This is a genomic window from Undibacter mobilis (genome assembly GCF_003367195.1).
Classification (GTDB): domain Bacteria; phylum Pseudomonadota; class Alphaproteobacteria; order Rhizobiales; family Xanthobacteraceae; genus Pseudolabrys; species Pseudolabrys mobilis.
In genome coordinates this window covers 1,076,603-1,101,728 of record NZ_QRGO01000001.1, presented here as the reverse complement: position 1 = coordinate 1,101,728, position 25,126 = coordinate 1,076,603, and the positions used below count along the sequence as shown (strand labels likewise).

Below are 25,126 nucleotides of genomic sequence, written 5' to 3'. Positions count from 1 at the left end.
CAGCTTGCCTTTTTGGGACAGGATGGATAACGCCGCAGGAATTTCCTATTCGATCCCGCACCGATAAGATGACGTTCGTGACCCGTCAGGAGACTGCCAAGTTATGGCCAGCAAGCGGACCGTTCTGATTGTCGATGACGATGCCGAACTGCGGGAAGCGCTGGTCGAGCAGCTGGCGCTGCATGACGAGTTCGACACCGTCACCGCCGACAACGGCACCAAGGGCGTGCAGACCGCCAAAACCGATCAGGTCGATCTGGTGCTGATGGATGTCGGCCTGCCGGACATCGACGGCCGCGAGGCGGTGCGCATCCTGCGCAAGGGCGGTTTCAAGGCGCCCATCATCATGCTGACCGGTCACGACACGGACAGCGATACCATCCTCGGCCTCGAGTCCGGCGCCAATGACTATGTGGTCAAGCCGTTCCGCTTCGCCGTGCTGCTGGCACGCATGCGCGCTCAACTGCGTCAGCATGAGGCGAGCGAGGACGCGGTGTTCACCATCGGGCCCTATTCGTTCCGGCCGAGTTCGAAGCTGCTGCTCACACCGAAGGGCAACAAGGTGCGGCTGACGGAAAAGGAAACCGCAATCCTGCGTTATCTGTATCGCGCCGGGCAGAAGCCGGTGTCGCGCGAGACGCTGCTGCAGGAAGTGTGGGGTTACAATTCGGGCGTCACCACGCACACGCTGGAAACGCATATCTATCGGCTGCGGCAGAAGGTCGAGAAGGACGCGGCGACGCCGGCGATCCTGGTGACCGAAGCCGGCGGCTACAAGCTGGTGCCGTGACGTATCGTCTACCTGTCATTCCGGGCGCGCTGAAAGCGCGAACCCGGGATCCAGCGACAGGATTTAGTTTTGCATCCGGATTCCGGGTCCACGCGTGACACGCGCGTTCCGGAATGACGAGGTTTCATGTCCCTTGACGACGACATAGCCTTCTTCCGTCAAGTGCCGCTGTTCGCGGCGCTGGACAAAGAGGCCGTGCGCATTCTCGCCATCGGCGCTGAAACGCGGTCGTTCCAGAGCGGTTCGATCCTGTTCTATGCCGGCGAACTCGCCGACGGCGGCTACATCGTGCTTGAAGGCAGCCTGTCGCTGGAGTCCGGCACTTATGCCGAGGACAAGGGTCGCGTGGTCGGTCCCGGCACGTTGATCGGCGAACTGGCGATGTTGACCGACATGGTCTGGCAATTCACCGCCGTGGCGCGCGAACCGGTGACGGTGGTGCGCGTGACGCGCAACCTGTTCCGCAAGATGCTGGAGGGCTATCCGGCCGCGGCGGTGGCTCTACGCGACCTGTTCGCTAAAAGGCTGGACGGTTGGCAGGGCGAGCTCAACGCCGTGAAGAAGATGATGGAGAAGGGGAGCCGCTGAGCGGCCGCGTTTGCGGGCGACCGTGCTCCGTCGTCATCCTCGCGTCAAATCTCCACCGTCGCCGTCACCGGTACATGGTCGGACGGCTTCTCGTAACCGCGATAATCCTTGGCGATCTTGATCTTCGACACCTGGCCGGCGAGCGCGTCGGAGGTCCAGACGTGATCGAGCCTGCGGCCACGATTCGAGCTGAGCCAATTCTCCATCGCGCGATAGCTCCACCAGGTGAAGAGCTTTTCCGGCTCCGGTGTGAGCACGCGCATCGTATCGATCCATCCGCCGGCCTGGCGCGCGGCGGTGAGCTTCTCGCATTCGATCGGTGTGTGCGAGACCACTTTCAGCATCTGCTTGTGGCTCCAAACGTCGTGCTCAAGGGGAGCAACATTGAGGTCGCCGACAAGAATGGCGCGCTGGCCCTTGGCCGGGCGTAGCGACGGCAGCACGGTCATTTCGTCGAGGAAGTCCAGCTTGTGCCTGAACTTGACGTTGATCTCGGGGTCCGGCTCATCGCCGCCGGCCGGCACATAGAAATTGTGCAGCGTCAGCGGGTCCTTCAGTCCGGCGCGCTCGCCGAGCACGACGGAGATGTGACGGCAATCGGTCTTGCCGCAGAAATTCTCGATGCTGTAGCTTTCGAACGGCACGCGCGAGACGATGGCGACGCCGTGATAGCCCTTTTGTCCGCTCAGCGCGGTGTATTCATAGCCGAGCTTCTGGAAGCGCTTGAGCGGGAAGGCATCGTCCGGGCACTTGGTTTCCTGCAGGCAGAGCACGTCAGGGCGCGCGCTTTTCAGGAATTTGGCGACGAGGTCGATGCGCAAGCGGACGGAATTGATATTCCAGGTGGTGACTTTGAGGGGCATGGGCCGCTTTTAGCACGGCATTCCGGGGCGCGACGAAGTCGCGAGCCCGGAATCCAGAGCCATTCACAGGCACGAATATAGGGCTGGATTCCGGGTTCGCGACCCATTCGGGTCGCGCCCCGGAATGACCGCTTACCGATATCTTGTGTAATCGACCTTGAACAGGCTCGGGTCCGGGGTCTTCGTGGTGTCGAGATTATAGACCGCGACGGTGGTGTCGTAGCCCTGCGGGTCGGTGACGGTCCACTGCTTGAGCTGCATGTCCTTGGCATCGAACATGATCATCAGCCGGCTGGTGCCCACCACGCCGTTCTTTTCCTCGACCACGGCGGTGATGAAGGTGTCGTCGGCATAGACCGCGGTGAGGTTGGCGTCGCGCATCAGGTCGACGCGGCTCGACAGCAGGAAGCGCAGCGGCGTCTGCGACAGCGGATAGACATCCTGCGTGGCCAGCTTGCGGTCGCGGATGACGACGGAGTCGCCGTCGGCGATCAGCTCGATCGGGCTCGGGTCGTCATATTCGAAGCGCACGCGACCGGGCTTGGACAGGTAGAATTCACCTTCGGCGCGGCGGCCATCGGGACCGACCTGCACGAAGCGGCCGGTGAGGCGCGGCGTGTTGGACAGGTAACCGTTGATCCGGTCGATGATCGATTTCTGTTCGGGCGTGAGCTGTGCGGTGGTGCTCGGGGTCTTGCCAAGAAGCCCAGCGAAGGGGTTGCTCGACGGGCTCGGCGCCTGGGCGCGGACGACCAGCGCCTCGCGCGGGATGTTCTTCTGTTTGATGATCGAGGCGGTCACGTCGTTGGGCCTGACCGCGGCCGGGGCCGCGGAACGGGCGGCCGCCTGGGGCTTTGGCTTCGGTGTCGGCACCGATTGCGCCATAGCCGGCGCGGCCAGCAACAGGGCCGCGGTAATGATGGTCGCCGCTACTCGTAACATCAAGATCTCCGCGCCTCGCGCCTGTCGATCCGCCGCCCCTGTCGAATAAAGATAGGGGCTGGCTGTGGCTATTTCACGACCCGGAACATCCCGGATCATGCGGTGATTCGGCTTAAATGGCAGCATCGGCGCCCGCCTTGCGGGCGCCCGAGCTTCAGTAACGATCGCTGTTCGGATCCTCCGGAATGAGGATTTCGCGTTTTCCGGCGTGATTGGCCTGGCCGATAATGCCTTCGTTTTCCATGCGTTCCATGAGCGAGGCGGCACGGTTGTAGCCGATCTGCAGGCGGCGCTGGATGTAGGAGGTCGAGGCCTTGCGGTCGCGCTTCACGACGGCGACGGCCTGCGAATAAAGATCGCCACCCTCGGACATGCCCATGCCGGTCGAGTCGAACACGGCGCCGTCCTCGCCCTCCTCCAGTTCGTCGGAGGCGGTGACTTCTTCAAGATATTCCGGCGCGCCCTGCGACTTGAGATGGTTCACGATCTTTTCGACTTCGGCGTCCGAAACGAAAGGTCCGTGGACGCGGCTGATGCGACCGCCGCCCGCCATATAGAGCATATCGCCCTGGCCGAGCAGCTGTTCGGCACCCTGCTCGCCGAGAATGGTGCGCGAGTCGATCTTCGACGTCACCTGGAAGGAAATGCGGGTCGGGAAGTTGGCCTTGATGGTGCCGGTGATGACATCCACCGACGGGCGCTGCGTGGCGAGCACGACGTGGATGCCGGCGGCGCGCGCCATCTGCGCCAGACGCTGGATCGCGCCTTCGATGTCTTTGCCGGCGACCATCATCAGGTCGGCCATTTCGTCGACGATGACGACGATAAAGGGCAGCGGCTCCAGCGCCAGCTCTTCCTTCTCGTAGATCGCCTGCCCGGATTCCTTGTCGAAGCCGGTCTGCACCGTGCGCGTCAGCATTTCGCCCTTGGCCTTGGCTTCGGCGACGCGCTGGTTGTAGCCGTCGATGTTGCGCACACCGAGTTTGGCCATGTTCTTGTAGCGGCCTTCCATCTCGCGCACGGCCCATTTGAGCGCGACCACCGCCTTCTTCGGATCGGTGACGACGGGCGTGAGCAGATGCGGGATGCCGTCATAGACGGACAGTTCGAGCATTTTGGGGTCGACCATGATCAGGCGGCACTGATCCGGCGTCAGCCGATACAGCAGCGACAGGATCATGGTGTTGATGGCGACCGATTTGCCCGAGCCGGTGGTGCCGGCGATCAGCAGATGCGGCATGCGGGCGAGATCGACGATCACCGACTCGCCGCCGATGGTCTTGCCGAGGCAGAGCGGCAGCTTGGCGGTGTTCTCGTTGTAATCCTTGGTCGAGAGCAACTCGCGGAAATAGACCTTTTCGCGCACCGGGTTCGGCAGTTCGATGCCGATGGCGTTGCGGCCGGCGACGACGGCGACGCGCGCCGACACGGCGCTCATCGAGCGGGCGATATCGTCGGCCAGACCGATGACGCGCGACGACTTGATGCCAGGCGCCGGTTCGAGTTCGTACAGCGTGACAACGGGGCCCGGGCGCGCATTGACGATCTCGCCGCGCACGCCGAAATCGCCGAGCACGCTTTCCAGCTGCTGTGCCGCGGCGTCGATGACGTCCTTGGGCATCGAGGTGCGTTCGCCGGGCTTTTGCGCCGACAACAGATTGAGCGAGGGCAACTGGAAGCGGCCGCCTTTCTTCTTGGCCGGCGCGGTGGTGCGCTTGACCTTGGCCGGCGCTTCTTCTTCCTCGTCTTCCTCTTCGTCCTCGTATTCTTCTTCGGCGTTCTGCGGCGCCATGCTGGGCGCGGCAACACGGCCGAGCGCGTCGAAACGCGGCTCCTGGCGCGAGCCTCTGGCAACGGCCATCGGTTTCGGTTCCGCCTTGCGCTGCAGGCGACCGCGCAGCCACAGGCCGAGGCGTGCCTTCCAGCTCAGCAGCGCGTGGACGATCATGCCAAGGAAAGGCGAGCCGCGATCGGCTTCTTCAGCGTCGTCGTCGTCATGGTCGTCTGCATCGGCGGCTTCGGCTGCGACGGCATCATCGTCGCGGCGCTTCCACAGCACGCCCGATGCGATCGCGATGGCGGCGACCGCCATGAAGGCCAGTACGATGGCAACGACGATCAGGCCGACTCCCTTGAAAGCGGAGCCGAGGATCAGTGCGGGCAGAATGAGAACGGCATCACCGCAAGCGCCGCCAAGCCCGGTCGGCAACGGCCAGGTACCGATGCGCGGCAGCGTCGAGGCAAAGCCTGCGGTGAGGAAGGCGGCGACGATCCAGACCAGTGTGCGCCAGCCTTCGCCTATCGGCTTGTGCGCCAGCAGCCGCCAGCCGAGCAACGCTTCCGGCAGTAGCAGCAAGACGCTGGCGAGGCCGAGCAGCTGCATCGCCAGATCGGCGAAGATGGCGCCCGGAAAGCCGAGCAGATTGTTGATCGGCTTTTGCGTGGCGTGGCTCAGCGACGGATCCTGCACCGACCAGGTCGCGAGCGCGATGGCGCCCAGGAGCGCGCAGCACAGCAGCGCCAAGCCCGCGAGTTCGCTCAAACGGCGGCGCAGGATGTCGCGGAAATGATCCGCGACAAACGCGACGACATCGAGATTGCGGTCGGTTGCTGCCATTCTTTTCTCTATCGCCTCTTCACGTCATTCTTATTGAGCCCGCGCCGGTGAACAATTCATTGTCACCCGAGCACATCCACAATTCTATGCAGCGCCTCGGCGGTGGCTTCGGCGTTCTGCACCATGGCGACGCGGATATAGTCGGCACCCGGATTGGAACCGTCGGCCTGTTCGCGCGCCAGATATTTGCCGGGGACGACGCGCACGCCGGCTTCAGCCCACAGCCGTTTGGTCACGACTTCGCTGCCGCCATACTTCGACACGTCGAGCCAGAGAAAGAAACCGCCGGCCGGACGCTTGTAGCCGTAACGGTCGCCGATGATCTGGTCGGCGAGATCGAACTTGGCGTTGTAGAGCTCGCGGTTCTTCTTGACGTGCTCTTCGTCATTATAGGCGGCCACCGCGACGTGCTGCAGCGGCATCGGCACCTGGGGCGCGGCGACGTTACGCAGTTCGAGAAAGGCGGCGAGGAAATCCGCGTCACCCGCGACGAAGCCCATGCGCAGGCCGGGCAGGTTCGACCGTTTTGACAGCGAGTGGAAGACGATCGTATTGGCGAAGCCGCTGCCGGCGGCTTCCAGCATGCCGGCCGGTTTGTCCTTGCTGTAGATTTCGCCATAGCACTCATCGGCGAAGATGATGAAGCCGTAGCGCTGCGACAGTGCGACAAGGCGATCGAGATAGGCGCGGTCGGCGACGGCGCCCTGCGGGTTTGCCGGCGAGGCAAAGTAGAAGGCGACGGTGCGCTTGAGCAGCGCCGGGTCGAGCGCGTCGAGATCGGGCAGGAAGCCGGTGTCGCGGCGGCACGGCAGATAGACCGGCTCGCAATCCGCGGCGGCGGCGCCGGCGGCGTAGGCGGCATAGAACGGATTGGGGATCAGCATCGCCGGCGCACCCGCGCGGTTCTTGACGTAGCGGCGGGCGGCGATGGCAGCGAGGAACAGGCCTTCGCGCGTGCCATTGAGCACCAGCACTTCGCGTTCGGGATCGACCGGCTTGTCGAGCGTGTAGCGTCGCCCGAGCCATTGCGCGACCGCCTGGCGGAACTGATCCGTGCCCTTGTTGGCGGGGTATTTCCCGAATTCGGCAATGTGCTGCGCCAGCACGGGGCCGACGAAATCCGGCACGGCATGCTGCGGTTCGCCAACCGACAGATTGATGACAGGTTTCCCCGGCGCGATACCGGCGACGAGATCGGTCAGCCGCACGAAGGGCGAGCGGCTGTTCTCGGCCGCCGCCGCGTCGGGAGAGAGGGTTTCGCGCTGGGCGGACTGCATGGACATAAACGAACACATTGCCGGGGAGGGTAGGCGCGCGATCGATTCCGCTGAACCGGCTCCCGGCAGTCGGGATCGCGCGGGGGACCCCGCGGCCAAACGTGAAGCACAATAGGAGGGTCGAGGTTAAGACCTGACTAACCATCCCGGCGTTTGGGGCTGTGTGCACGGCCATAACCGCCGCGCAAGAGCCTCCTAACGGCCTGACGGGCGGCGGCTTATTGTCCGCCTCATTTGCCGGACGGGGCGCCTGCGCTGCCCCTCGAGCGTTTTGGCGACCGGCCGTGGCGGCGATATCCGCCCGTCCGAAAGGCAAAGCTTAACGAAATCCTAATTAGCCGGCGCCAGCAGCCGCGCGGTCGCGCCATCCGGTTCGCCACCTGCGCGGTCGCGCCCGCTGGATCGGTCACTTTGATCTACAGGCCTCGTCGCAGAAATTAAAACAACCGTACTCAAGGCGCCGCGCGGCCTTTTCCTTGTATGATTTTTTCTGCCTGACGATTTCATTCAGGTGACATGCGTCGCTGTTAAACGACCTCACCTAACAGGGCCCGCCGTTCGCTTGCGCATGCGTCAACATCTCGCGTGCGATAGGCATCATATTGAATGCAGGTCATTCCAGAATGGCATTGATATCTGAGACGAAATTGAACTTCGTCTGGTGATCGCGAACTGATCGAAATACGATCTTGAATACGAACCGCGTGCTGAAGCCGGTTCGTTGAGTGGGCCCTGGCGCTGAGTTTTTGCGCTAGCTGCGAGGCTCTGTCGAGCCCACCCCGACGGAGACCGCTACGCTTACCCTCCCCGGCCCGCCTTCTGCCAAGGCGCCGGGGAGGGGAGCGGGCCAACTTAGCAACATACGAGTGCTCGAAGACGGGCCATCGTCGCGCAGCGACAGCTCGGCACTGCACCAGCCTATTGTCGCCGCTGTTCAGCTCATTTCAAAGCGTAACGTGAAGCCGAAGGCTCAATATGGGCAGGCGGACAAATTCTATGCGGCGCAAATCAATCACAACACATCGGAACAGCGCCGGACTAGCCGATGGTCATCTTTTCGTTGAATGGTGTTTTAGTCGAAACCCTGGAGGCCAACAGAGAGCTCTATCGCGCGGCATTCTCGCATTTCGGGTTCAATCTGAGCGAGGTCCGTCTGGACGAACTTTATCAAGCGCGCGACATGTGGTCGCTCGATCGCCGCTTGATCGCGATCGCTCAAAAACTGAACAACATCGACTATCTGGCGCATTTCAATCATCGTCGTGACCAGATCATCAAGGACCAGGTGCGTGTCCACCGATACGCCGTGCGATCGCTCGCCTGGCTGCCGCAAGCCAAGGCCATTATCGATTGGTTGCCTCTCAAGCAAATAGGCCTCCTCCTCGAGGCCTCGGCTCTGACGACCCGGTTCCGGTCTGAGCACATCATTTCCTATTCCGGCGGGCGCTTTGAAGACGGACTGATGCGGGCCGCCAAATCGCTCGGGCGGCCGCCGGCACTGACCATTGTCGTGGAGTCGAACCCGGATCTGATCGCCCGGGCGGTCGCACTGGGTTTCAAGGTCGTCGGCATCGCGCTTCCGACGATGGCTACCGATAGCAACCAATTGAATGCGCTTTCACGCGCCGGCGCGGCATTGACCGTGCCGGATCTCCGTTATTTGCGGCTGGCCGTGGAGTCGCTCGCCACGCGCACTGCGCCTCGAAATATCTATTGAGCCTGAAGATCAGCAAAGAGAGATCTTGCATGCTAACGAACAAGGCTGCCAAACCCCGGACCGACTCCAGGCAGTATGAATTTCGGTTCGCTGACTCGGCCGAGAACTCGATCGCGATCCTGACCATGGGTTTTCAGGATCGGCGCCGTCGTATCAGGGCGTGGCTTTGCGTGGTGTGGTTGACCGTCATCGTCGCCGAAGCGGTGCTGATCTGGGCCGCCATCACTCTGGGCGTCATCTACTGACGCCGGATGGCGCGCCGACGAGCGGCCTCAGAGCCTCGGCATCATCTGGCGACGCCGCGCACCGGCTTCAGGCGGCTGATGGTGTGATAGAAGTCGGCATTCCGGCTGTTCGGAAACAGAACCGCGAGCTTGCGGTCCTCGGCTTCTCCAACACTCACATCGACGAACCAGCCGTGCAGATTGTCGAGGCTGTTGCCGGCCGTCCTGGCGCGGTTGACGGTTTTGCTGATCAGCCGAATTGCGTAGCGGTGCGCATCTTCCAGAGACAACAGCATAATGCCGGACTCATCCGACACAACGCTGTCATTCATACGGTAATGGAATTTGAACTGCTGCATCTGATGACTCCCCCGTCCATGACACGACCGGAGAATAGACGCGCCGATTTAAAGTCGGGCTGCGGCAATTCTTCGGCTTTTAAAGAGGCGCACATTTTGGGGCGCGCGGCATAATCACAGCCGCTGCGGAGCAGGATGAGATGCGGTGCGCAATTCAGTTTCAGTTCGTCCGGCGCGCCGATCGGCACCGACATCAAGTGACTGCGGCAACAAGCCGAGTGCGCGGCACTTGCGAAGCTTGTTCCTGATTGTGCGGACGGAGATTCCGAGCTGGACCGCCGCGGCCGTGCGATTGCCGCCGACCAGATCGAGCGTCTCGATGATGGCCGACATCTCGATATCCGCCAGTTTTCGTCCGGCCAATGTCATTGTTCTGAGCGGCAAAAAAGCGCCTCTCTCAACTACGCTTGACCATTGCTGAGAGAGGCAAGGAGTTCGGAAAATTTCTCGTCGGCCGAAGCTCTGCCTGGGCAGAGAGCGGGCCGATCGGTGACCGACCGGTCCGCTCCGTCAGGCGACACGCTCAGGCCGTTACCTTACGTTCTTGCTGGGAGTTCTGATCGCCCTGGCCATCCTTCAGCGTATCGATCGCGGAGACGACGGCGACACCGGGCACCTGGAACTTGATGCGCTCGACTTTGGTATGGGCAGTCTCGATCTTCTGTTGCGACTTGGGCGCGCGATGTTCAGAAGAGATGAATTCCCCCGAAATGACCGATCCTCTTTCGAGCTCGATCTCGCCGTAGCTGATAGCGCCATTCACAACGCCACCAGTCCGAACAGTGAGCAGCTGCTTGACCTCGATCTTCTCGGAGACCTGACCTTTGATTTCCGCCTCGGTCACGCGGACGGTGCCGGCCACCGAACCGGTGGCGCCGACACGGATGGTCTTGGCGGTGACTTCACCTTCGACGCGCCCGTCGACCAAAATGGTGTCGGGAACCGATATCTCGCCCTTGAGTACCACGCCTTCACCAATATAGGCGGTGTTCTCGTCCAGCGAATTTTTGTTCACTGCAGATCTGTTGATGTCGCTCATGGCCCTGTCCTCTTCTTTCGTCGAAAAAGAGTATGGCAATGATTAACGCGATAACGAGCGCGGTCGCCCAAACTGGGTGACATGTCATGTTGGGTGCGAACGTCACATTGCTCAACGGCCGAATTGTCTTCGCCCGCCGAGCTCAGGCGGGCAGGATCGGCGTGAGGTCGCTCTTGGGCAATTTGATTGTGAACATGGCGCCCTCGTCCGTGTTCGTCGCGGCAATGACGCCGCCGAGCTCGCGAATGATATCTTGCGAGATGGCCAGACCCAGGCCGGTGCCGTCTTCGATGGGTTTCGTCGTGAAGAACAGCTCGAAAATATGGGGGAGAATCTCCGGCGGGATGCCCCCGCCGTTATCCGAAATCTGGATGATGTTGTCGGTGCCGGCGGCGCTGATCATAATTTCGATCTTGCCGCGCTCGGGTGCTTCGGATGCCCATTTTTGCTTGATCGAGTAACGCGCGTTCTGAATCAGATTGATGATCACCTGCTCCAGCGAGTTCGGATCGCCCAATATGAAGTATCGGCCGGCTTCCGGGCACACATGAACGGAAATCGGCGAGGGGTGAGTCTCGTTCTCGATGCCGAGCAGTTCTGTTGCGGCCTGGACGACCTGCACGATGTCGATTTCGTGATGCGGCTCAATTTGAGTCGACGGCCGCCCGAACTGGCGCAAATGGTCGACGTATTTTTTGATTTTCTTGATCTGGGATTCGATCAGGTCGAATTTGAGCTCGACGGCCGAGACTTCGCCCTTCTTCAGCAACGGCCTCGCATTGTGTATCGCAAACCAGATTGTTCCGAGCGGCTGATGAATCTCGTGAGCGATGGCGGTCGACAGGCCGCCGATCGCCGCCAGTTTTGACAGTTGATAAAGCTTATTGGCTTTCTGGCGAATATGCGTCAGGTCGAGCGCCAGAAGAATTTTCTGCGCGCGTTGTTCCGGTGCACTGGCGTGATTGGTGACAACAGCAATTTCTCGCCACGAATTCGTCGTCGCGTCCTGAAACCGATGAATCGAAGGCTCGTCCGAGTTGCTCTCGTTTTGAGAGAGAATTGATCTCCAATTCTCTTCGATATAGCGGGAGATTTCGTTGGAGTTTGATCCGGCGACGGTCGTGAAATTGCCGGCAAATGACACGGTCGCGATCGCCAGGTTGTCGAGTTTGGCGATGGAACGCAGTATTTCGCTCTCGTTTCGTCTCAAGGCTTCGAGTGCGCGCGCTCTGACATGCCGTTCTCTCAGAACGTATGCGACAAATCCAATAATAGTCAGGGCCGAGATTGTTATTATCAGCGTGACGAGCATGCCGTTCCGCATATCTTTGTAATTGCCCGATTTCTCATTGAGATCCAGGTCAACAACAACTGAAAGCCCATAATGTCTCGACGGGGAACTGGCAAAAGCGCGCCGGATCCTGTCGTCGACATGGACGGAAGGCACACGGGATTGCGCCGTCTCATCGGAGTTGCGCCGGATCGGCGAGGCCAGAACGACGTCGTCCGACAGATGGCGGATCGATCCTTGGCTGTCTCGCTGAACAGCAATGCGCAACCGGCCGTCGTTTCCGATGACATTTATGGACTTGGGGGTAAGTGCAATCGCATCGAACAGCCGCAACACGCGTTCGAGCGAGTAGGAAACCGTATAAATACGACGTGTTGTGCCGTCGGGGAAGCGGAATCCTCTAATAAACTTGATTGTTTCTATTCCCGAGACCGGGTTTTTTTCGGAATGACTTAGGTAAATCCCGTCAAAATATGCATTTACGATCAAAGGAATAGGTTTTCTCAATCCGGCGGATGCCCGTATGTCGCGGTTGCTCGCCACGGGCCGGCCGGAGGCGTCGGCCGCCGTGATCTTCAAAACCCCGTCCGCTAGGGGCAATTTCTCAAGAATGCGATGTATTTCGGCGGGGTCATCAATGTCCCGGAGGGCGGCATCTGCGACGGCAATCGTTGTGGAGGCGGTAGCGGTTGCGTCGTCGATGGCCGAGGTCAGGAGTGTGGCGGCTAGTCCAGCCCTGGCTCGCGCGTCGGTTGTTGCGCTCTCGCGAACACGCCTGTCGATTTCGTTAATGCCGAAAATGAGCACAACCAGGGTCGCGAGCCCCAGGAGCACCGGCCACCATGCCTCCAGGCGAGGGAGTCTCCAGGGGCCGAAACGTCCAATTTCGAATTTAAGCATTGCCTGACGAAAAATTCTGCGCCCCCTGGATCCGGCGCTCTTGCGCTTAGTGTCCGTTTGCGGGGGCTAAAGGAGGCGCTTCGAGCGCTCGACCCAGCGGCGCATTGCCCGCTGGAGATAGTCAGTACCGACCTTGCTGATCGAGACGATGATGCATCTGCGATCATCGGGATCAGGGTGGCGCAAGATCAGTTCGCGTTTCTCAAGGCCGGACAGATGGCGCAACGCGGTCGGTATCGGGGCTCCGCTGGCGGCGCATAGCGCAGTGACGGTAATTTTCTGGCCGCGCTGCTGGCACAGCGCGGCATAGATCAGCATTTGCCAGGCGCACTCCGAGATTCCGCCCAGGCCGATCACTTCACGGCTTTCGCGCAAGGTCGAGGCGAAACTGAGCAGGCTGGCGACGTCAGGAGCGATCTCCGCCGAATTGGCTTTGGCGACACTGCGCAGATTCGCCCTGGCGCGATCGATCGCTTCCATCAGTTCGTCGAAGTGAATTGGCTTTTGCAGAAAGTCGACGGCGTTCTGACGCAGTGCCGTTACCGCGTAATCGATAGACGCATGAGCCGTCAGGATGATGCCGATGATCTTGCGTTCGCGGCGCAGCGTCTTGACGCGCTTGAGCAGCTCGAGGCCGCTCATTGTCGGCAGCATGATATCGGTAATGACGATATCGATTTGCCTGTCCACTTCCAAAATGGCGAGTGCGTCTTCCGCCGTCTCGGCAACCTTAATATTTAAGTTCTCAGCTTCGAGAGCGGGACGTAGTTCGGACACAAAATCGCGGTCGTCTTCGACCAGCAAAACTACGCCATCTCTCTGTGGAGTAAGAGTTTTTCCTGAGACGATTGTTTCTTCTGACGGCCGGGTCAGCAGAAGCATAGTTAAATCCGTCCTTGGAAGCGGCTGTATATAAATACCAGATAGCCACTCAACCGACGGGTGCGCCACCCCAGAAATAGATCAAAGTGAATGGAATTAGTTAAAGTGATTGCGTCTGTTTTTTGGAATTTCCCGAGTTTGCAATGGAGTATCAAACGCGCGGAAGATTTTTGCTGTCATTTTGGTAGGTTATAGCTCTGAAAGCGAACTCGTCTTTTTTGATGACCGAAGAAATTAGAGGCTAACTGCTCATGAACATTCTCTCGCCGAATCAAGCCGAGCAGAGAGATGTAAATGAGAGGACTCAATCGTGCTTCGGAAGAACGACTTCTGGGCGTCTACGCTCAAACAGAGGGATGTGCCTCAAACCGTCAGGAGCGCCGCGTATCCTCCGCCCGACATTGAAGGCATCTCTCGGAACGTCGCCGAACTAACCGAGTTCTTCCGTCGCCTTTGCGCGATCAAAAGTGCGCATTCCTGCGACTTTGTCGACGTCATGATCGTGTTGGCGTGCTGCCTGATCAACGCATCCTATGTCCGCCCCGGATCGATAACGCTGCAGCCGGCGAATATCAACTCCGTTGCCTCGTATCTCGGAATCTCGAGAGAAACGGTGCGCCGGCGCCTGCAGAACCTTGAGTACAAGGGGCTGGTCGCAAGATATCCGTCCGGCTACGTGGCGACCGAAGACATGAAGTTTCTCAAATTCGTGGACGCGTTGCGGCTTTCTCAAGCCTGACCATTCGCATCCGGCCATCGTCTGCGCGCAGCAGCTTGGATAGGCAAGCATGGCATAGGCAGGCTCGCTCATTTCGTGCCGGGTGTCTGGTTAACAATCGCAACAGCCGAATCAGCGTTGGAGAGCCAGCTCATGAAAACAACAAGCAATGTCAGGGCCGCTGCCCGCTCCGTCGACAATGCTGAGCCGTTCAACGGCGCTTACGGGCGGCTGATTGAGGGGTTGAGCAACACCAGGGTGCTCCTCGATGTTCACGCGCGCGAGCGGCTGATGAGGCTCGTTGTCGAGCTGCAAAATCAAATGGAAAAGAAAGAGGCGTCCCGATCGTAAGCGTGCGGTGCTGATACCGGGCGAAGCAGCCCGGCGGCGACCACGAGTGCCTGTACACCGGACACCACCAGAATCATGAGTAGACCAGCTTTCGTCCTGATTGGCGCAGATAAAGGTGGAGTCGGGAAGACGACCGTCACGCGAACCTTTGTCGACTACCTGGCCAAGAACGGCCTTTCGGTGCGGGCATTCGACACCGAATGGCCGCGCGGCGCGCTAAAGCGGTTCTATCCGCAATTGACGGACGTTGTCGACGTCACGCAGGTTCACAACCAGATCAAGATATTCGACGAGGGCGAGCGCCCGTCGAATGAAGTGACCGTCATCGACGTGCGCGCGGGTTTGCTGTCGAAGATGCTGGAAACGCTCCAGGATGTCGGCTTTCTCGAGTTCGCCAACCGCGGTCATTTCAATCTCGTCGTGCTTCATATTCTCGGTCCGACCATCGGGTCGCTGGACGAGATTTCGGACACTGGAAAGGCGCTTGGCAACGTCAATTACATTCTCGTCAAGAATTTCATCAACGACACCAAGTTCTTCGAGTGGCAGCCTGAGACCTACAGCCGTTATTTCAGCGCGCTCAATGGCGCCAAGGAAATCGTCATACCCAAGCTCAACGAGTTGGCGTGTGAAAACGTCGAGCTCGCGCATGTGCCCTATTCACAGTTTATCGCCGATCGGACGGCTGACGGTGAAGCTGCGGACTATTCCTTCGTTCTTCGCGGTTACGTCCGCCACTGGTTGACGCAGGTGTGGTCGGAATATGATCGCCTGCACCTTGCCGACAGTCTGGGCCTGGCGGCGATTCGCGCCGCGCGCGAAGAGCCGCAACGGCGCGTCGAAGCGCGCAGGTAAGGCGGCGGGCGGGCGGCAGCGCGAGGGGCCGGGCGCATCGGCCCCCATTGGTTCGGGCCGTCGAACTGTCAGAAACTACTATGACGACCTCGCCTCGCGCAGCGATCTGTCGGAAGCGGACATCGCAGCGCTGAAGGCGCTGACATCCTTTACGATATTGACGCCAAGGGCGCCTATTTCAGGCTTGCACGGCGACGATGGAAGGCGGCTTCTTCTTTGAGCTCGTCGCGCGTGACAGTTATCGCGGCGACGGCGTGGCCAATGCCGCGATCCGGCTCAACACGCAGTCCTTCGCGGTCGCCGCCGCAGGCGCCAAGCCGCTGTAGCGCGGCAGTCTCAAAGCATACCCGGAAAAGAGAGAGGCCCCCGGCTCTTGCGAACCGAGGGCCTCGACGGAAGGGACAGTGCCGGGTTTCCGCCCCTACCGCTGGATCGGCGGCAGCACGAACGCGAGGTCCGTGCCGCCGCGTGTTTCTTACTGCACCGTTTCGCCGTGCAGGGTGATGTCGAGGCCTTCCTCTTCCTGCGCTTCCGTCGGACGCAGCCCGATCACCGCCTTGATCACGTACATGATGATCGCCGTGACGATCGCCGTGTAGATGATGGTGACGGCGACGCCGTAGAACTGGGTCGCGACGCTGGCGTCCTTGCCGAGCGGGTTGATCGCAGCATCGGCGAACACGCCGGTGAGGATCGCGCCGAGGATGCCGCCGACGCCGTGAACGCCGAACACGTCGAGCGAGTCGTCGTAGCCCAGCGCCTTCTTCACATGCACCGAGGCGATGTAGCAGACCACGCCGGCGAGGATGCCGATGATGAAGCCACCGGTCGGGTTGACGAAACCGGCCGCCGGAGTAATGGCGACGAGGCCCGCAACGGCGCCCGAGATGATGCCGAGCAGGCTCGGCTTCTTGGCGACAATCCATTCAGCAAACATCCAGGCCAGCGCCGCAGCGGCGGTGGCAACCTGGGTGTTGATCATGGCGGCGCCGGCGAGCGCGTTCGAGGCGACGGCCGAACCGGCGTTGAAGCCGAACCAGCCGACCCAGAGGAGGGAGGCGCCGATCATGGACAGCGTCAGGTTATGCGGCGCCATGGCGACGTGACCGTAGCCCTTGCGCTTGCCGACAATGATGCAGCCGACGAGGCCCGCGATACCGGCGTTGATGTGCACCACGGTGCCGCCGGCAAAGTCGAGCACGCCAGCCGTACCGAGGAAGCCGCCGCCCCAGACCCAGTGCGCGACCGGCAGATACACGAAGGTGAGCCACAGACCGATGAACCACAGCAGCGCCGAGAACTTGATGCGCTCGACGAAGGCGCCGATGATCAGAGCCGGGGTGATGATCGCGAAGGTCATCTGGAAGGTGATGAACACCCACTCCGGAATCGTCGCGGCCAGCGAGTTCACGGTGTCGTTGGTGACGCCGGCGAAGAACGCCTTCGACAGGCCACCGATATAGGCGTTCATGCTGCTTTCGGTGAAAGCGAGCGAGTAGCCGTAGATCAGCCAGAGGATCGACACCAGGCAGGTGATGGCGAAGCAGGCGGTGATGACCGACAGCACGTTCTTCTTGCGGACCATGCCGCCGTAGAACAGCGCGAGGCCGGGGATGGTCATCATCAGCACCAGCGCGGTCGAGGTCAGCATCCACGCAGTGTCGCCGGTGTCGAGTTTGGGCGCGGCGGCAGCGGCCGGCGCAGCAGCGGCAGCCGGCGCAGCGGTCTGCGCGAAGGCGCCGTCGGCTACGATCAGGCCGGCCGTCAGTGCGGCGAGCCCAAGCAGCCCCGCACTGGAGATCTTCTTCAACGTCATGGTCTTAACTCCTATCGGTGATGTTTGTGCGGGTGGTTAGAGAGCCGCCGCGTCGGTTTCGCCGGTGCGAATGCGGACGGCGCTGTCCAGCCCGAAGACGAAAATCTTTCCGTCGCCGATCTGTCCGGTCTTGGCCGCGCCGGTAATGGCGCCGATGACTTTGTCGACCTGGTTCGAAGCGACCGCGACCTCCACCTTCACCTTCGGGAGGAAGCTCACCGCGTATTCAGCCCCACGATAGATTTCCGTGTGGCCCTTTTGCCGGCCGTAGCCCTTCACCTCGGTGACGGTGAGACCCTGGACGCCGATCGACGTCAGAGCGTCGCGAACCTCGTCGAGCTTGAAAGGCTTGATAATGGCCATGACGATTTTCATGGATTCGATCCCCGCTTGAGCCCGTTTTGAACTTCACGCAGTGCGGGCCGTTTCACTGAGCCGGGCCGCACGAAGCACGCTTCGCAGGCATGACCGAACATAGAGAATCAAACCGCGTGCCAGTTGCGCAGGCATGTCGTAAATTATTGAAAATACTAATATAATTTCAAAAACTGGAGTCGTCTAATCTGACCCGCTAGGGCCACAGCCTATTGTGGCATCAAGACTGAGCACCGCTGCACAAAAAATAGTCAGTGTCGCAGGCGTTACTTCGATACCGCCGTTCGGCCTAAAGGGCGTCGGCGTCGACCTCGCCGGTGCGGATGCGGACCGCCTGATCAATCGGCACGACGAAGATCTTGCCGTCGCCGATTTCCCCGGTGCGCGCCGCGCCCGCCAGCGCCTCGACCACCTGTTCGGTCCGGTCGCTCGCGACCCCGATTTCGACCCGGAGCTTCGGCAGGAAGCTCACCGCATATTCGGCGCCCCGGTAGATTTCCTTGTGGCCCTTCTGCCGGCCATAGCCCTTCACTTCGGTGACGGTCATGCCGTGAACGCCGATGGCGTTGAGGGCTTCGCGCACGGCGTCGAGCTTGAACGGCTTGATGATCGCGGTCACGAGTTTCATGGCACTGGCTCCTCAATTCCGGCGCACCGGCTTTGAAATAGTAGCACTCTGCGGCAAGCCGTATAGCCCCGCTGCGGGTTACGGCTGACGCCGCAGCCGCACCAGGCCTTCCTGCGCAACCGACGCGACAAGCGTGCCGTCCTGCGTGAAAATGAGGCCGCGCGAGAAGCCACGCGCACCGTTCAGGTTCGGCGAATCCTGCGAATAGAGCAGCCACTCGTCGGCGCGGAACGGGCGATGTAGCCACAGCGCATGATCGAGGCTCGCCGCCATGAATTCCTTTTCGAACAGCGTGCGGCCATGCGGCACCAGCGAGGTGTCGAGCAGGCCCATATCGGACGAATAAGCCAGCACACATTGATGAATCGCGAGATCGTCCGGCAGCCTGTCGGTGGCCTTGAACCAGACATTGAAGCGGCCGTCGGGAATCTTCTTGCCGAGATAGCGCTCGTACTCGACAGGGCGCAGCTCGATCGGCCGTTCGCGTTCGTAGTAGCGCCGCACCGGATCGGGCATGGTCGGCAGCACGTTCTTGCGCACTTCCGTCTCGCTGGGCAGTTTGTCCGGCTGCGGCACGTCCGGCATCTTTGCCTGGTGCGATAGCTGGTCCGGTTCGTCGGCATGAAACGAAACCAGCATGGAGTAGATCGGATGGCCGTGCTGGCGGGCGGTGACGCGCCGCGTGGTGAAGCTCTTGCCGTCGCGCATGCGATCGACATCGTAAATGATCGGCACCTTGGGATCGCCCGGCAGCAGGAAATAGGCGTGCAGGGAATGCGGCGAGCGCCCCGGATCGACGGTGCGGATGGCGGCAACCAGCGCCTGGCCGATCACCTGGCCGCCGTAAACCCGTTGCCAGCCAACCTGCGGCGAGTTGCCGCGAAACAGGTTCACGTCGAGGAATTCGAGGTCGAGAATCGTGAGGAGGTCGGCGACGGCGGACGTCATGGGCTGCGATCCCGGCAGGTCATACTGCCCGGCAACGTGCTATGCTGCGGCACGTTTGACAAGGAACTCCCATGACTGAGCCGGGCAAGCCAACAAAGCGGGTCAATATGGTCGTCGGCGGCGCCGGATTCGCCGGTCTGGCGCTGGCGATTGCGCTGCGCCAGGCGCTTGGCGATCGTTTCACGGTTACGGTCGCCGATCCGGCGCTGGCGCAAACGCCGTCCAAGGATCCACGCTCCACCGCGATTGCCGCGGCCGCCCGCCGTTTGTTCGAAGCCATCGACGTCTGGGACGCGGTCGCGCCGACGGCGCAGCCGATCCTCGACATGGTGGTCACCGACTCAAAGCTCGATGACGCGGTGCGGCCGACCTTCCTGACCTTCGGCGGCGAAGTCGAGGAGGGCGAGCCTTTCGCCCATATGGTTGAAAACCGCTATCTCATCGATGCGCTGGTGGCGCGCGCCCGCGATATCGGCGTCGATCTGCGAACAACCGCGGTGCGTCATTATGAGACAACCGCGAAAGCGGTCAGCGTGACCTTTGCCGACGGCGGCGTGATCGAAGCGCGTCTTCTGGTCGGCGCCGATGGCGCGCGCTCTGCGATCCGCGAGCAGGCCGGCATTGCGACGCACGGCTGGAGCTACAATCAGTCCGGCATCGTCACCACGATCGAGCACGAACGTCCGCATCATGGCTGCGCCGAAGAACATTTTCTGCCGGCCGGGCCGTTCGCGATCCTGCCGCTCACCGGCAACCGGGTGTCGATCGTATGGACGGAGCGAACGCGCGACGCCGAACGTCTCGTTGCGTTGCCGGACGACGAATTCCTCGCCGAACTGGAAAAGCGTTTCGGCCTGCATCTCGGCGAGCTGAAGCTTGCCGGTCCGCGCCGCGCCTATCCGCTCGGGCTTTACAATGCGCGCTCCTTCATCGCCGAACGTCTGGCGCTGATTGGCGATGCGGCGCATGTCATCCATCCGATCGCCGGGCAGGGTCTCAATATGGGGCTGCGCGATGTTGCGGCGCTGGCGGAGTCAGTCGCGGATGCGGCGCGGCTCGGTCTCGATATTGGCGGACCACAGGTGCTGGAGCGCTATCAGCGCTGGCGCCGCTTCGACACGATGACCATGAGCGTCGCGACCGACGGGCTCAACCGGCTGTTCTCCAATCACTCCGACGCGCTGCGGCTGATACGCGACATCGGTCTCGGCCTGGTTGAGCGCATGCCGGCGCTCAAGCATACCTTCATCCGCGAGGCCGCCGGCGTCACCGGCGATGTGCCGAAGCTGATGAAGGGCGAGATGGTTTAGCGCGGTCCGCCGGCTAGGCAATCACCTGCTCGGGTGGTCGGCGCAAAGACCTCGGCAAGGACGGCCCATAGCCAAATCGCAGCACGAGATCTGGCCTGCGTACGCCAAGGCCAAGATAGGCGGCGAATTGCGGTCGCAGTTCGGGGACTTCAACGGGCTGATTGATGAACGCATATTTCAGCCCCAGCGCCGTCGCCTGCAAGGCGAAGCGCTGACACGCGCGTCCTGCCGCGATCCAGTTACGGCGATCATTGGCGTCGGTTGAAAGCACCAGGATGCCGGCAGAGCTTGCAATTTGTTCGCGATACTTCTTGTTCTCGCCCGACTCCGTGAAGACGAATCTCAACAACGCACGCGCCAGCCAGGCCGGCAGAACCGGGTTGCCCGAGGCTGCCGAAAACAAGCCATCCATATGCGCGACGGCGTCGGCCTTGCTGAAACGCAACCAGTCGGTCAACTCGGTCATGAAGGCCTTGTCGCGCATCTGCGCCGAATTGCCCTGCTCGACGTAATCGCCAACGACCTTCATTCGCGCGCAGTCGGTCAATGCAATGGCGGACACGCCGGGCTCGACACACGCTCGTTCGAGCAGGCGAAGCGCCTCGTTGTCGACAGGCTTGCCGTCATAATTGGCGCGGGTACACTGCCGTTCCGTTATGGCCGAAAACAGCGGCGATCGTTTCGCCGTTCCGCCGGCGAGCCGAACGACGATGCTGTCTCCGGCGAAATCGGGTTCCGCACGCAGCCCCATCGCTTCTGCGGCGTGCACCAGATTCTCGGCGGCACAGCCTAGACTGACGAAGAGGTGATGATTGTCCGGATCGACGGCGGGACAACGCCGCGCGAAATCGGGGCGTATCGTGATGCGGTCTTCCGCAACCGAAAACGTCCACGGTTGTGTATTGTGACTGTTGGCGGCCAAGGTCGCGAAGCGCACCAGTTCGAATCGCTCGCGACCGGTTCGAATAGGACCCCAGGTCCGTTCGACGGCTTCCTCGTAGGTCGGAGAAGCGGCGTCGGCGTTGACCGGGTCAAGGACAACCCCGGCACCCGCGGCCAATGCTCCCGACAAGAAGTGCCTACGCAACATGGTGCCGTGCCTGACGGTCGGTTGCCCAAACCCTAACGCTGTATCCAGAAGATTGGAAGTTCGTCAGCTCAGCGGCACCGCGCCGACGTGATCCTTGAACGCCTGCCGTGACGAGATCGCAGCATACCAGCGATCGAGGTTCGGCGTTGCCGGACGCTCCGGCACCAGTTGCACATAGCGGTAGCACATGATGCCGACGGGAATGTCGCCGTAAGAGAACATGTCGCCCGCGACGTAGGCGGTTTTGGCCAGCTGCGCGTCGAGCGTCTGCATGTTGGCGACGGTCTTTTCGGTCATCGTCTTGATGAGCGCCATGTCGCGCTGTTCCGGCGGTGTGCGGATCAGGCCCCAGAACACCGGCGTGATGTTCGGCCCGATGACCGAGAGCTGCCAGTCCATCCACTGGCTGGCGCGGGCGCGCTGCTTGATGCCCTGAGGCTCCAGCACGTTGGCCTTGTCGTACTTGGCGCCGAGATAGCGGCAGATCGTATTGGATTCCCAGAGCGTGAACCCGTCCGGCTCTTCGAGTGTCGGTACCGTCGCGTTCGGATTCATGTCGGAATAAGGCGGCTCGCGGGTCTTCCCGAAGGCGCCGCCGACATCGATGCGCTCATGGGCAAGACCGAGTTCGCCGACCGCCCACATGACCTTCTGCACGTTCGACGACGTCTTGCGGCCCCAGATTTTGAGCATCCGTTTTCTCCCTAGAACGATTTTTGTCAGGCCGCGCGATCACGCGCGGCGCGGCAACTCAATCCAGCCGTCGCGCTTCTTCCGGCAGCATGATCGGAATGCCGTCGCGGATCGGATAAGCGAGCTTGGCCTGGCGCGAGATCAGTTCCTGCTTGCCGGCGTCGTATTCCAGCGTGGTTTTGGTCAGCGGGCAGACCAGGATTTCCAGCAGCTTCGGATCGACGCTGTGCGCGGGTCGTTCGGGAACGGAAGTTGTGGTCATGCGATGGCTCTCACAGTTTGCTACTGCAGCGGCGGCTCGCCTTCGACGTTACCCTTGGCGAGTTCGATTTCCGTAATGGCGACCAGCAGCTCGGCGCGGGTCTTGAGGTCGGGCGCTTCCAGCAGCGCCTGCTTTTCCGGCGCGCCGTAAGGCGACATCATCGACAGCCCGTTGACCAGCGCCTCGGTGGGCGCCTGCTTGATGTCGTCCCAGTCGGCGGTCATGTCGTTGGCGGTCATGAAGTCGGTGAGCGCGCGCAGCAGCGCTTCGCGGTCCACGGCATCCTCGCCCTTGCGCGCGACGAAGTCATCGGCAAACGGCGCATAGGTGACCCGGCATTGCCGGTAGTCGGTGTTGACGGTGAGCTCTTCCTCGATGCGGAAGCGTGCCACGCCGGTGAGCTCGATGATGTAGCGGCCGTCGCCGCTTTCGGCGAGCTGGGTGATGCGGCCGACGCAGCCGACCTTGAACAGCGCGGGCTTGAGCCGCGGCGATTCGGTGACGCCGTCCGGCTGGATCATGCCGATGAGGCGATGGCCGTCACGCAGCGCGTCGTCGATCATCGCGAGATAACGCGGCTCGAAAATGTTCAGCGGCAACTGGCCGCGCGGCAGCAGCAGCGCGCCCGCCAGTGGGAACACCGGAATGACGCCTGGCAAATCCACCGGGCTGCGATATCGCGGGTTCATCGGCATGGAGCGTCCTCGGCATGCCTCGGGGTTGGAAAGCACGGCGTGTTCACCGCGCACGGCTTACGAAAACAGAATGGACGACAGTTTCTTGCGGCCTTCGAGCGTCGCCGGATCGGTGGCGCCCCAGGCTTCGAAGAACTGCACGAGCTGCTTGCGCGCGCCGTCCTCGTTCCACTTGCGATCTTTCCTGACGATGGCGAGCAGATGATCGGCCGCTTCCATGCGCTGGCCGGCGGCGTTGAGCGCGGCGGCGAGATCGGCGCGGGCCTGATGATCGAGCGGATCGGCCTCCACTTTTTTCTGCAGATCGTCGAGCGGGCCGGCGGCTTCCGCCTGCATGGCGAGATCGAGCGCGGCGCGCGCCGCGGCGACCGCAGCGTCGTTATGTTTCGCCTCGGGGATCATGGCCAGCGTCTTCTTGGCCTGATCGAAATTGCCGGTCGCGACGTAGCAGCGCGCCAGCCCGGCGAGCGCCACGATGTTCGACGAGTCTTCCTTGAGCAGTTGCGCATAAATGTCGGCGGCCGCGGCGGCGTCGCCGTCAGCGAGCGCGGCGTCAGCGGCTTCGAGCAGATTGGCGCCTTCGTCTTCGATCTTGCCTTTGGTCAGGCGCTCGAGGAACGCCATCACTTGCGACTCCGGCAGCGCGCCCATGAAGCCGTCGACCGGCTGGCCATTGGCGAAGGCAACAACGGCCGGGATCGACTGGATGCCCATCTGGCCCGGAATTTCCGGGTTCTTGTCGATGTCCATCTTGACCAGCTTGACCTTGCCCTTGGCCGCCTTGACGGCCTTCTCGAGCACGGGCGTGAGCTGTTTGCAGGGGCCGCACCAGGGGGCCCAGAAATCGACCAGCACCGGCTGCGCCTTGGACGCCTCGATGACATCCTTCATGAAGGTTTGCGTCGTGGTGTCCTTGATCAGGTCACCGGCCGCCGCCGCTGTCGTATCGCCGCCCAGTCCCAGCATCGTCTCTATAACCCCTTGATCGACGGTTCCGGCTTTACCCCGGTTTGCCGCCTCTGAACACCGGAAATAGATGGGGAGGGGCCGGCGAAATGGCAATTCCGGCGGTCAGCCGGCCTCAGGCGTCAGGCCGGATACGCGCTCGATTCGCGGGGCGTGGCCGGTGGCCTCGAGGAATTTGACGAGGTCGTCGCGGGCCATCGACGTGGTCATGGTGTTGGTCAGCGGATGGGCGTTGATGATGGCGTGCTCCATCAGCGGGGCGTCCAGCACGACGGTAACGCGGGCCTCGCGGTCGTTGATGACGCCGAAGGGTGTCACCGAGCCGGGCGTCACGCCCAGCAGCTCCAGCAGCAGGTCGGACGAGCCGAACGAGAACCGTCCCGAGGCGCCAAGCACCCGGTGCAAGCCTTTGAGGTCGATTTCGGCGTCTTCCAGCGCGGTGACCAGGTAAACCGCCTGCTTTTTGTCGCGCAGGAACAGGTTTTTGGTGTGGCCGCCGGGGATTTTGCCGCGCAGCGACTGGCTCTGCTCGACCGTGAACAAAGGCGGGTGGGTCACGGTCGGGTGGGCGAGGCCAAGGCTGTCGAGAAAGGCGAAAAGCTGGTCAGGGGTCGTGGGCATTGCGGGACTTTCGGAGCTTCAGGGCACGGCGGGGTTCCCGGCGCCGGGCGGCCATTAATGCCGGGAATTCCCCCATTGCAAAGCCCCGCCGCATTTGGCATAGAGCCCCCCTTGGCGGCCGATAAAGTCTTGATCGGCCAATGTACTGCCGGATGCGGGTGTAGCTCAGGGGTAGAGCACGACCTTGCCAAGGTCGGGGTCGAGGGTTCGAATCCCTTCGCCCGCTCCAGTTTCGCTCGATGCTACAGTAAGTTAGCATGAGCCTTTTGATCTCAAATCGTTGTCTTGCTTCGCTGGGTCGACGGCGCG

Annotated in this window: 28 protein-coding genes and 1 tRNA gene; 10 read left to right on the top strand and 19 right to left on the bottom strand. The window is 61.7% G+C overall.

The window, feature by feature from the left end; translation table 11 throughout:
- Positions 1–103 precede the first annotated feature (103 nt).
- Both DXH78_RS05140 and DXH78_RS05135 read left to right on the top strand, forming a co-directional pair.
- Positions 104–790, top strand: coding sequence for a response regulator transcription factor (locus tag DXH78_RS05140; RefSeq protein WP_115516050.1), 687 nt, complete (start codon positions 104–106; stop codon positions 788–790).
- Between the two features lie 126 nt (positions 791–916).
- The gene (locus tag DXH78_RS05135; RefSeq protein ID WP_115516049.1) at positions 917–1,378 is read left to right on the top strand and encodes a cyclic nucleotide-binding domain-containing protein; all 462 of its coding nucleotides are present in this window, start codon (positions 917–919) and stop codon (positions 1,376–1,378) included.
- A 44-nt stretch (positions 1,379–1,422) separates the two neighbouring features.
- On the opposite strand, the gene xth is transcribed toward DXH78_RS05135, so the two are convergent.
- The 4 genes from xth to DXH78_RS05115 form a co-directional block, all read right to left on the bottom strand.
- Positions 1,423–2,241, bottom strand: coding sequence for an exodeoxyribonuclease III (gene xth / locus DXH78_RS05130; RefSeq protein ID WP_115516048.1), 819 nt, complete (start codon positions 2,239–2,241; stop codon positions 1,423–1,425).
- A gap of 132 nt (positions 2,242–2,373) precedes the next feature.
- Positions 2,374–3,183, bottom strand: coding sequence for an outer membrane lipoprotein carrier protein LolA (locus DXH78_RS05125; protein WP_115516047.1), 810 nt, complete (start codon positions 3,181–3,183; stop codon positions 2,374–2,376).
- A 154-nt stretch (positions 3,184–3,337) separates the two neighbouring features.
- Positions 3,338–5,800 (bottom strand): FtsK/SpoIIIE family DNA translocase, encoded by a 2,463-nt coding sequence (locus DXH78_RS05120; RefSeq protein ID WP_115516046.1) that lies wholly within the window; start codon positions 5,798–5,800, stop codon positions 3,338–3,340.
- Between the two features lie 62 nt (positions 5,801–5,862).
- Positions 5,863–7,083: an aminotransferase class I/II-fold pyridoxal phosphate-dependent enzyme gene (locus DXH78_RS05115; protein ID WP_115516045.1), complete on the bottom strand. Its 1,221-nt coding sequence runs from the start codon at positions 7,081–7,083 to the stop codon at positions 5,863–5,865.
- Positions 7,084–8,122: 1,039 nt separating this feature from the next.
- On the opposite strand from DXH78_RS05115, the gene DXH78_RS05110 reads away from it, so the two are divergent.
- Both DXH78_RS05110 and DXH78_RS05105 read left to right on the top strand, forming a co-directional pair.
- On the top strand, positions 8,123–8,794 hold the full coding sequence (locus tag DXH78_RS05110; RefSeq protein ID WP_115516044.1) for an HAD family hydrolase: 672 nt from the start codon (positions 8,123–8,125) through the stop codon (positions 8,792–8,794).
- Positions 8,795–8,823: 29 nt separating this feature from the next.
- Positions 8,824–9,039 carry a hypothetical protein gene (locus DXH78_RS05105; RefSeq protein ID WP_147292575.1) on the top strand — a complete coding sequence of 72 codons (216 nt, stop codon included), beginning with the start codon at positions 8,824–8,826 and terminating at the stop codon, positions 9,037–9,039.
- 41 nt (positions 9,040–9,080) lie between these two features.
- Here DXH78_RS05105 and DXH78_RS05100 read toward each other — a convergent pair whose 3' ends face one another.
- The 5 genes from DXH78_RS05100 to DXH78_RS05080 form a co-directional block, all read right to left on the bottom strand.
- Entirely contained in the window at positions 9,081–9,377 is a 297-nt protein-coding gene (locus tag DXH78_RS05100; RefSeq protein ID WP_115516042.1) for a hypothetical protein, read from the bottom strand.
- 114 nt (positions 9,378–9,491) lie between these two features.
- Positions 9,492–9,746, bottom strand: a complete 255-nt coding sequence (locus DXH78_RS05095; protein ID WP_115516041.1) for a helix-turn-helix domain-containing protein — start codon at positions 9,744–9,746, stop codon at positions 9,492–9,494.
- Between the two features lie 154 nt (positions 9,747–9,900).
- Positions 9,901–10,416 carry a bactofilin family protein gene (locus DXH78_RS05090; protein WP_115516040.1) on the bottom strand — a complete coding sequence of 172 codons (516 nt, stop codon included), beginning with the start codon at positions 10,414–10,416 and terminating at the stop codon, positions 9,901–9,903.
- A 142-nt stretch (positions 10,417–10,558) separates the two neighbouring features.
- Positions 10,559–12,607, bottom strand: a complete 2,049-nt coding sequence (locus DXH78_RS05085) for a sensor histidine kinase (protein WP_115516039.1) — start codon at positions 12,605–12,607, stop codon at positions 10,559–10,561.
- A 66-nt stretch (positions 12,608–12,673) separates the two neighbouring features.
- The gene (locus tag DXH78_RS05080) at positions 12,674–13,489 is read right to left on the bottom strand and encodes a response regulator (RefSeq protein WP_115516038.1); all 816 of its coding nucleotides are present in this window, start codon (positions 13,487–13,489) and stop codon (positions 12,674–12,676) included.
- Between the two features lie 310 nt (positions 13,490–13,799).
- Here DXH78_RS05080 and DXH78_RS05075 point away from each other — a divergent pair, with 310 nt between their 5' ends.
- The 4 genes from DXH78_RS05075 to DXH78_RS20200 all read left to right on the top strand — a co-directional run bounded on the left by DXH78_RS05075 (position 13,800) and on the right by DXH78_RS20200 (position 15,739).
- Positions 13,800–14,228: a DeoR family transcriptional regulator gene (locus DXH78_RS05075; protein WP_115516037.1), complete on the top strand. Its 429-nt coding sequence runs from the start codon at positions 13,800–13,802 to the stop codon at positions 14,226–14,228.
- 132 nt (positions 14,229–14,360) lie between these two features.
- Positions 14,361–14,558 carry a hypothetical protein gene (locus DXH78_RS05070; protein WP_147292574.1) on the top strand — a complete coding sequence of 66 codons (198 nt, stop codon included), beginning with the start codon at positions 14,361–14,363 and terminating at the stop codon, positions 14,556–14,558.
- A gap of 75 nt (positions 14,559–14,633) precedes the next feature.
- Positions 14,634–15,413 carry a nucleotide-binding protein gene (locus tag DXH78_RS05065; RefSeq protein ID WP_115516035.1) on the top strand — a complete coding sequence of 260 codons (780 nt, stop codon included), beginning with the start codon at positions 14,634–14,636 and terminating at the stop codon, positions 15,411–15,413.
- Positions 15,414–15,610: 197 nt separating this feature from the next.
- Complete coding sequence (locus tag DXH78_RS20200; RefSeq protein ID WP_283805606.1) at positions 15,611–15,739, top strand: hypothetical protein; 129 nt, start codon at positions 15,611–15,613, stop codon at positions 15,737–15,739.
- A gap of 149 nt (positions 15,740–15,888) precedes the next feature.
- Here the strand turns inward: DXH78_RS20200 and DXH78_RS05060 are convergent, their stop codons facing one another.
- The 4 genes from DXH78_RS05060 to tesB all read right to left on the bottom strand — a co-directional run bounded on the left by DXH78_RS05060 (position 15,889) and on the right by tesB (position 19,180).
- Complete coding sequence (locus tag DXH78_RS05060; protein ID WP_115516034.1) at positions 15,889–17,229, bottom strand: ammonium transporter; 1,341 nt, start codon at positions 17,227–17,229, stop codon at positions 15,889–15,891.
- Between the two features lie 36 nt (positions 17,230–17,265).
- Complete coding sequence (locus DXH78_RS05055; protein WP_056912930.1) at positions 17,266–17,604, bottom strand: P-II family nitrogen regulator; 339 nt, start codon at positions 17,602–17,604, stop codon at positions 17,266–17,268.
- A gap of 289 nt (positions 17,605–17,893) precedes the next feature.
- Positions 17,894–18,232 (bottom strand): P-II family nitrogen regulator, encoded by a 339-nt coding sequence (locus DXH78_RS05050; RefSeq protein WP_115516033.1) that lies wholly within the window; start codon positions 18,230–18,232, stop codon positions 17,894–17,896.
- A gap of 78 nt (positions 18,233–18,310) precedes the next feature.
- A complete protein-coding gene (tesB, locus tag DXH78_RS05045) occupies positions 18,311–19,180 on the bottom strand; it encodes an acyl-CoA thioesterase II (RefSeq protein ID WP_115516032.1) in 870 nt (289 codons plus the stop codon).
- A gap of 71 nt (positions 19,181–19,251) precedes the next feature.
- On the opposite strand from tesB, the gene DXH78_RS05040 reads away from it, so the two are divergent.
- Entirely contained in the window at positions 19,252–20,490 is a 1,239-nt protein-coding gene (locus tag DXH78_RS05040; RefSeq protein ID WP_115516031.1) for a ubiquinone biosynthesis hydroxylase, read from the top strand.
- Positions 20,491–20,503: 13 nt separating this feature from the next.
- Here DXH78_RS05040 and DXH78_RS05035 read toward each other — a convergent pair whose 3' ends face one another.
- From DXH78_RS05035 to DXH78_RS05010, 6 genes are all read right to left on the bottom strand, one after another.
- Positions 20,504–21,562, bottom strand: coding sequence for an Acg family FMN-binding oxidoreductase (locus tag DXH78_RS05035; protein ID WP_245416739.1), 1,059 nt, complete (start codon positions 21,560–21,562; stop codon positions 20,504–20,506).
- An 81-nt stretch (positions 21,563–21,643) separates the two neighbouring features.
- Positions 21,644–22,273, bottom strand: a complete 630-nt coding sequence (locus DXH78_RS05030) for a glutathione S-transferase family protein (RefSeq protein ID WP_115516029.1) — start codon at positions 22,271–22,273, stop codon at positions 21,644–21,646.
- Between the two features lie 58 nt (positions 22,274–22,331).
- Positions 22,332–22,535 carry a Trm112 family protein gene (locus tag DXH78_RS05025; protein ID WP_115516028.1) on the bottom strand — a complete coding sequence of 68 codons (204 nt, stop codon included), beginning with the start codon at positions 22,533–22,535 and terminating at the stop codon, positions 22,332–22,334.
- Positions 22,536–22,555: 20 nt separating this feature from the next.
- The gene (locus DXH78_RS05020; RefSeq protein ID WP_115516027.1) at positions 22,556–23,230 is read right to left on the bottom strand and encodes an LON peptidase substrate-binding domain-containing protein; all 675 of its coding nucleotides are present in this window, start codon (positions 23,228–23,230) and stop codon (positions 22,556–22,558) included.
- A gap of 57 nt (positions 23,231–23,287) precedes the next feature.
- Positions 23,288–24,196 (bottom strand): thioredoxin, encoded by a 909-nt coding sequence (gene trxA / locus DXH78_RS05015; protein WP_115516026.1) that lies wholly within the window; start codon positions 24,194–24,196, stop codon positions 23,288–23,290.
- Between the two features lie 105 nt (positions 24,197–24,301).
- On the bottom strand, positions 24,302–24,817 hold the full coding sequence (locus DXH78_RS05010; RefSeq protein ID WP_115516025.1) for a prolyl-tRNA synthetase associated domain-containing protein: 516 nt from the start codon (positions 24,815–24,817) through the stop codon (positions 24,302–24,304).
- Positions 24,818–24,971: 154 nt separating this feature from the next.
- Here DXH78_RS05010 and DXH78_RS05005 point away from each other — a divergent pair.
- A tRNA-Gly gene (locus DXH78_RS05005) sits at positions 24,972–25,046 on the top strand.
- Positions 25,047–25,126 lie beyond the last annotated feature (80 nt).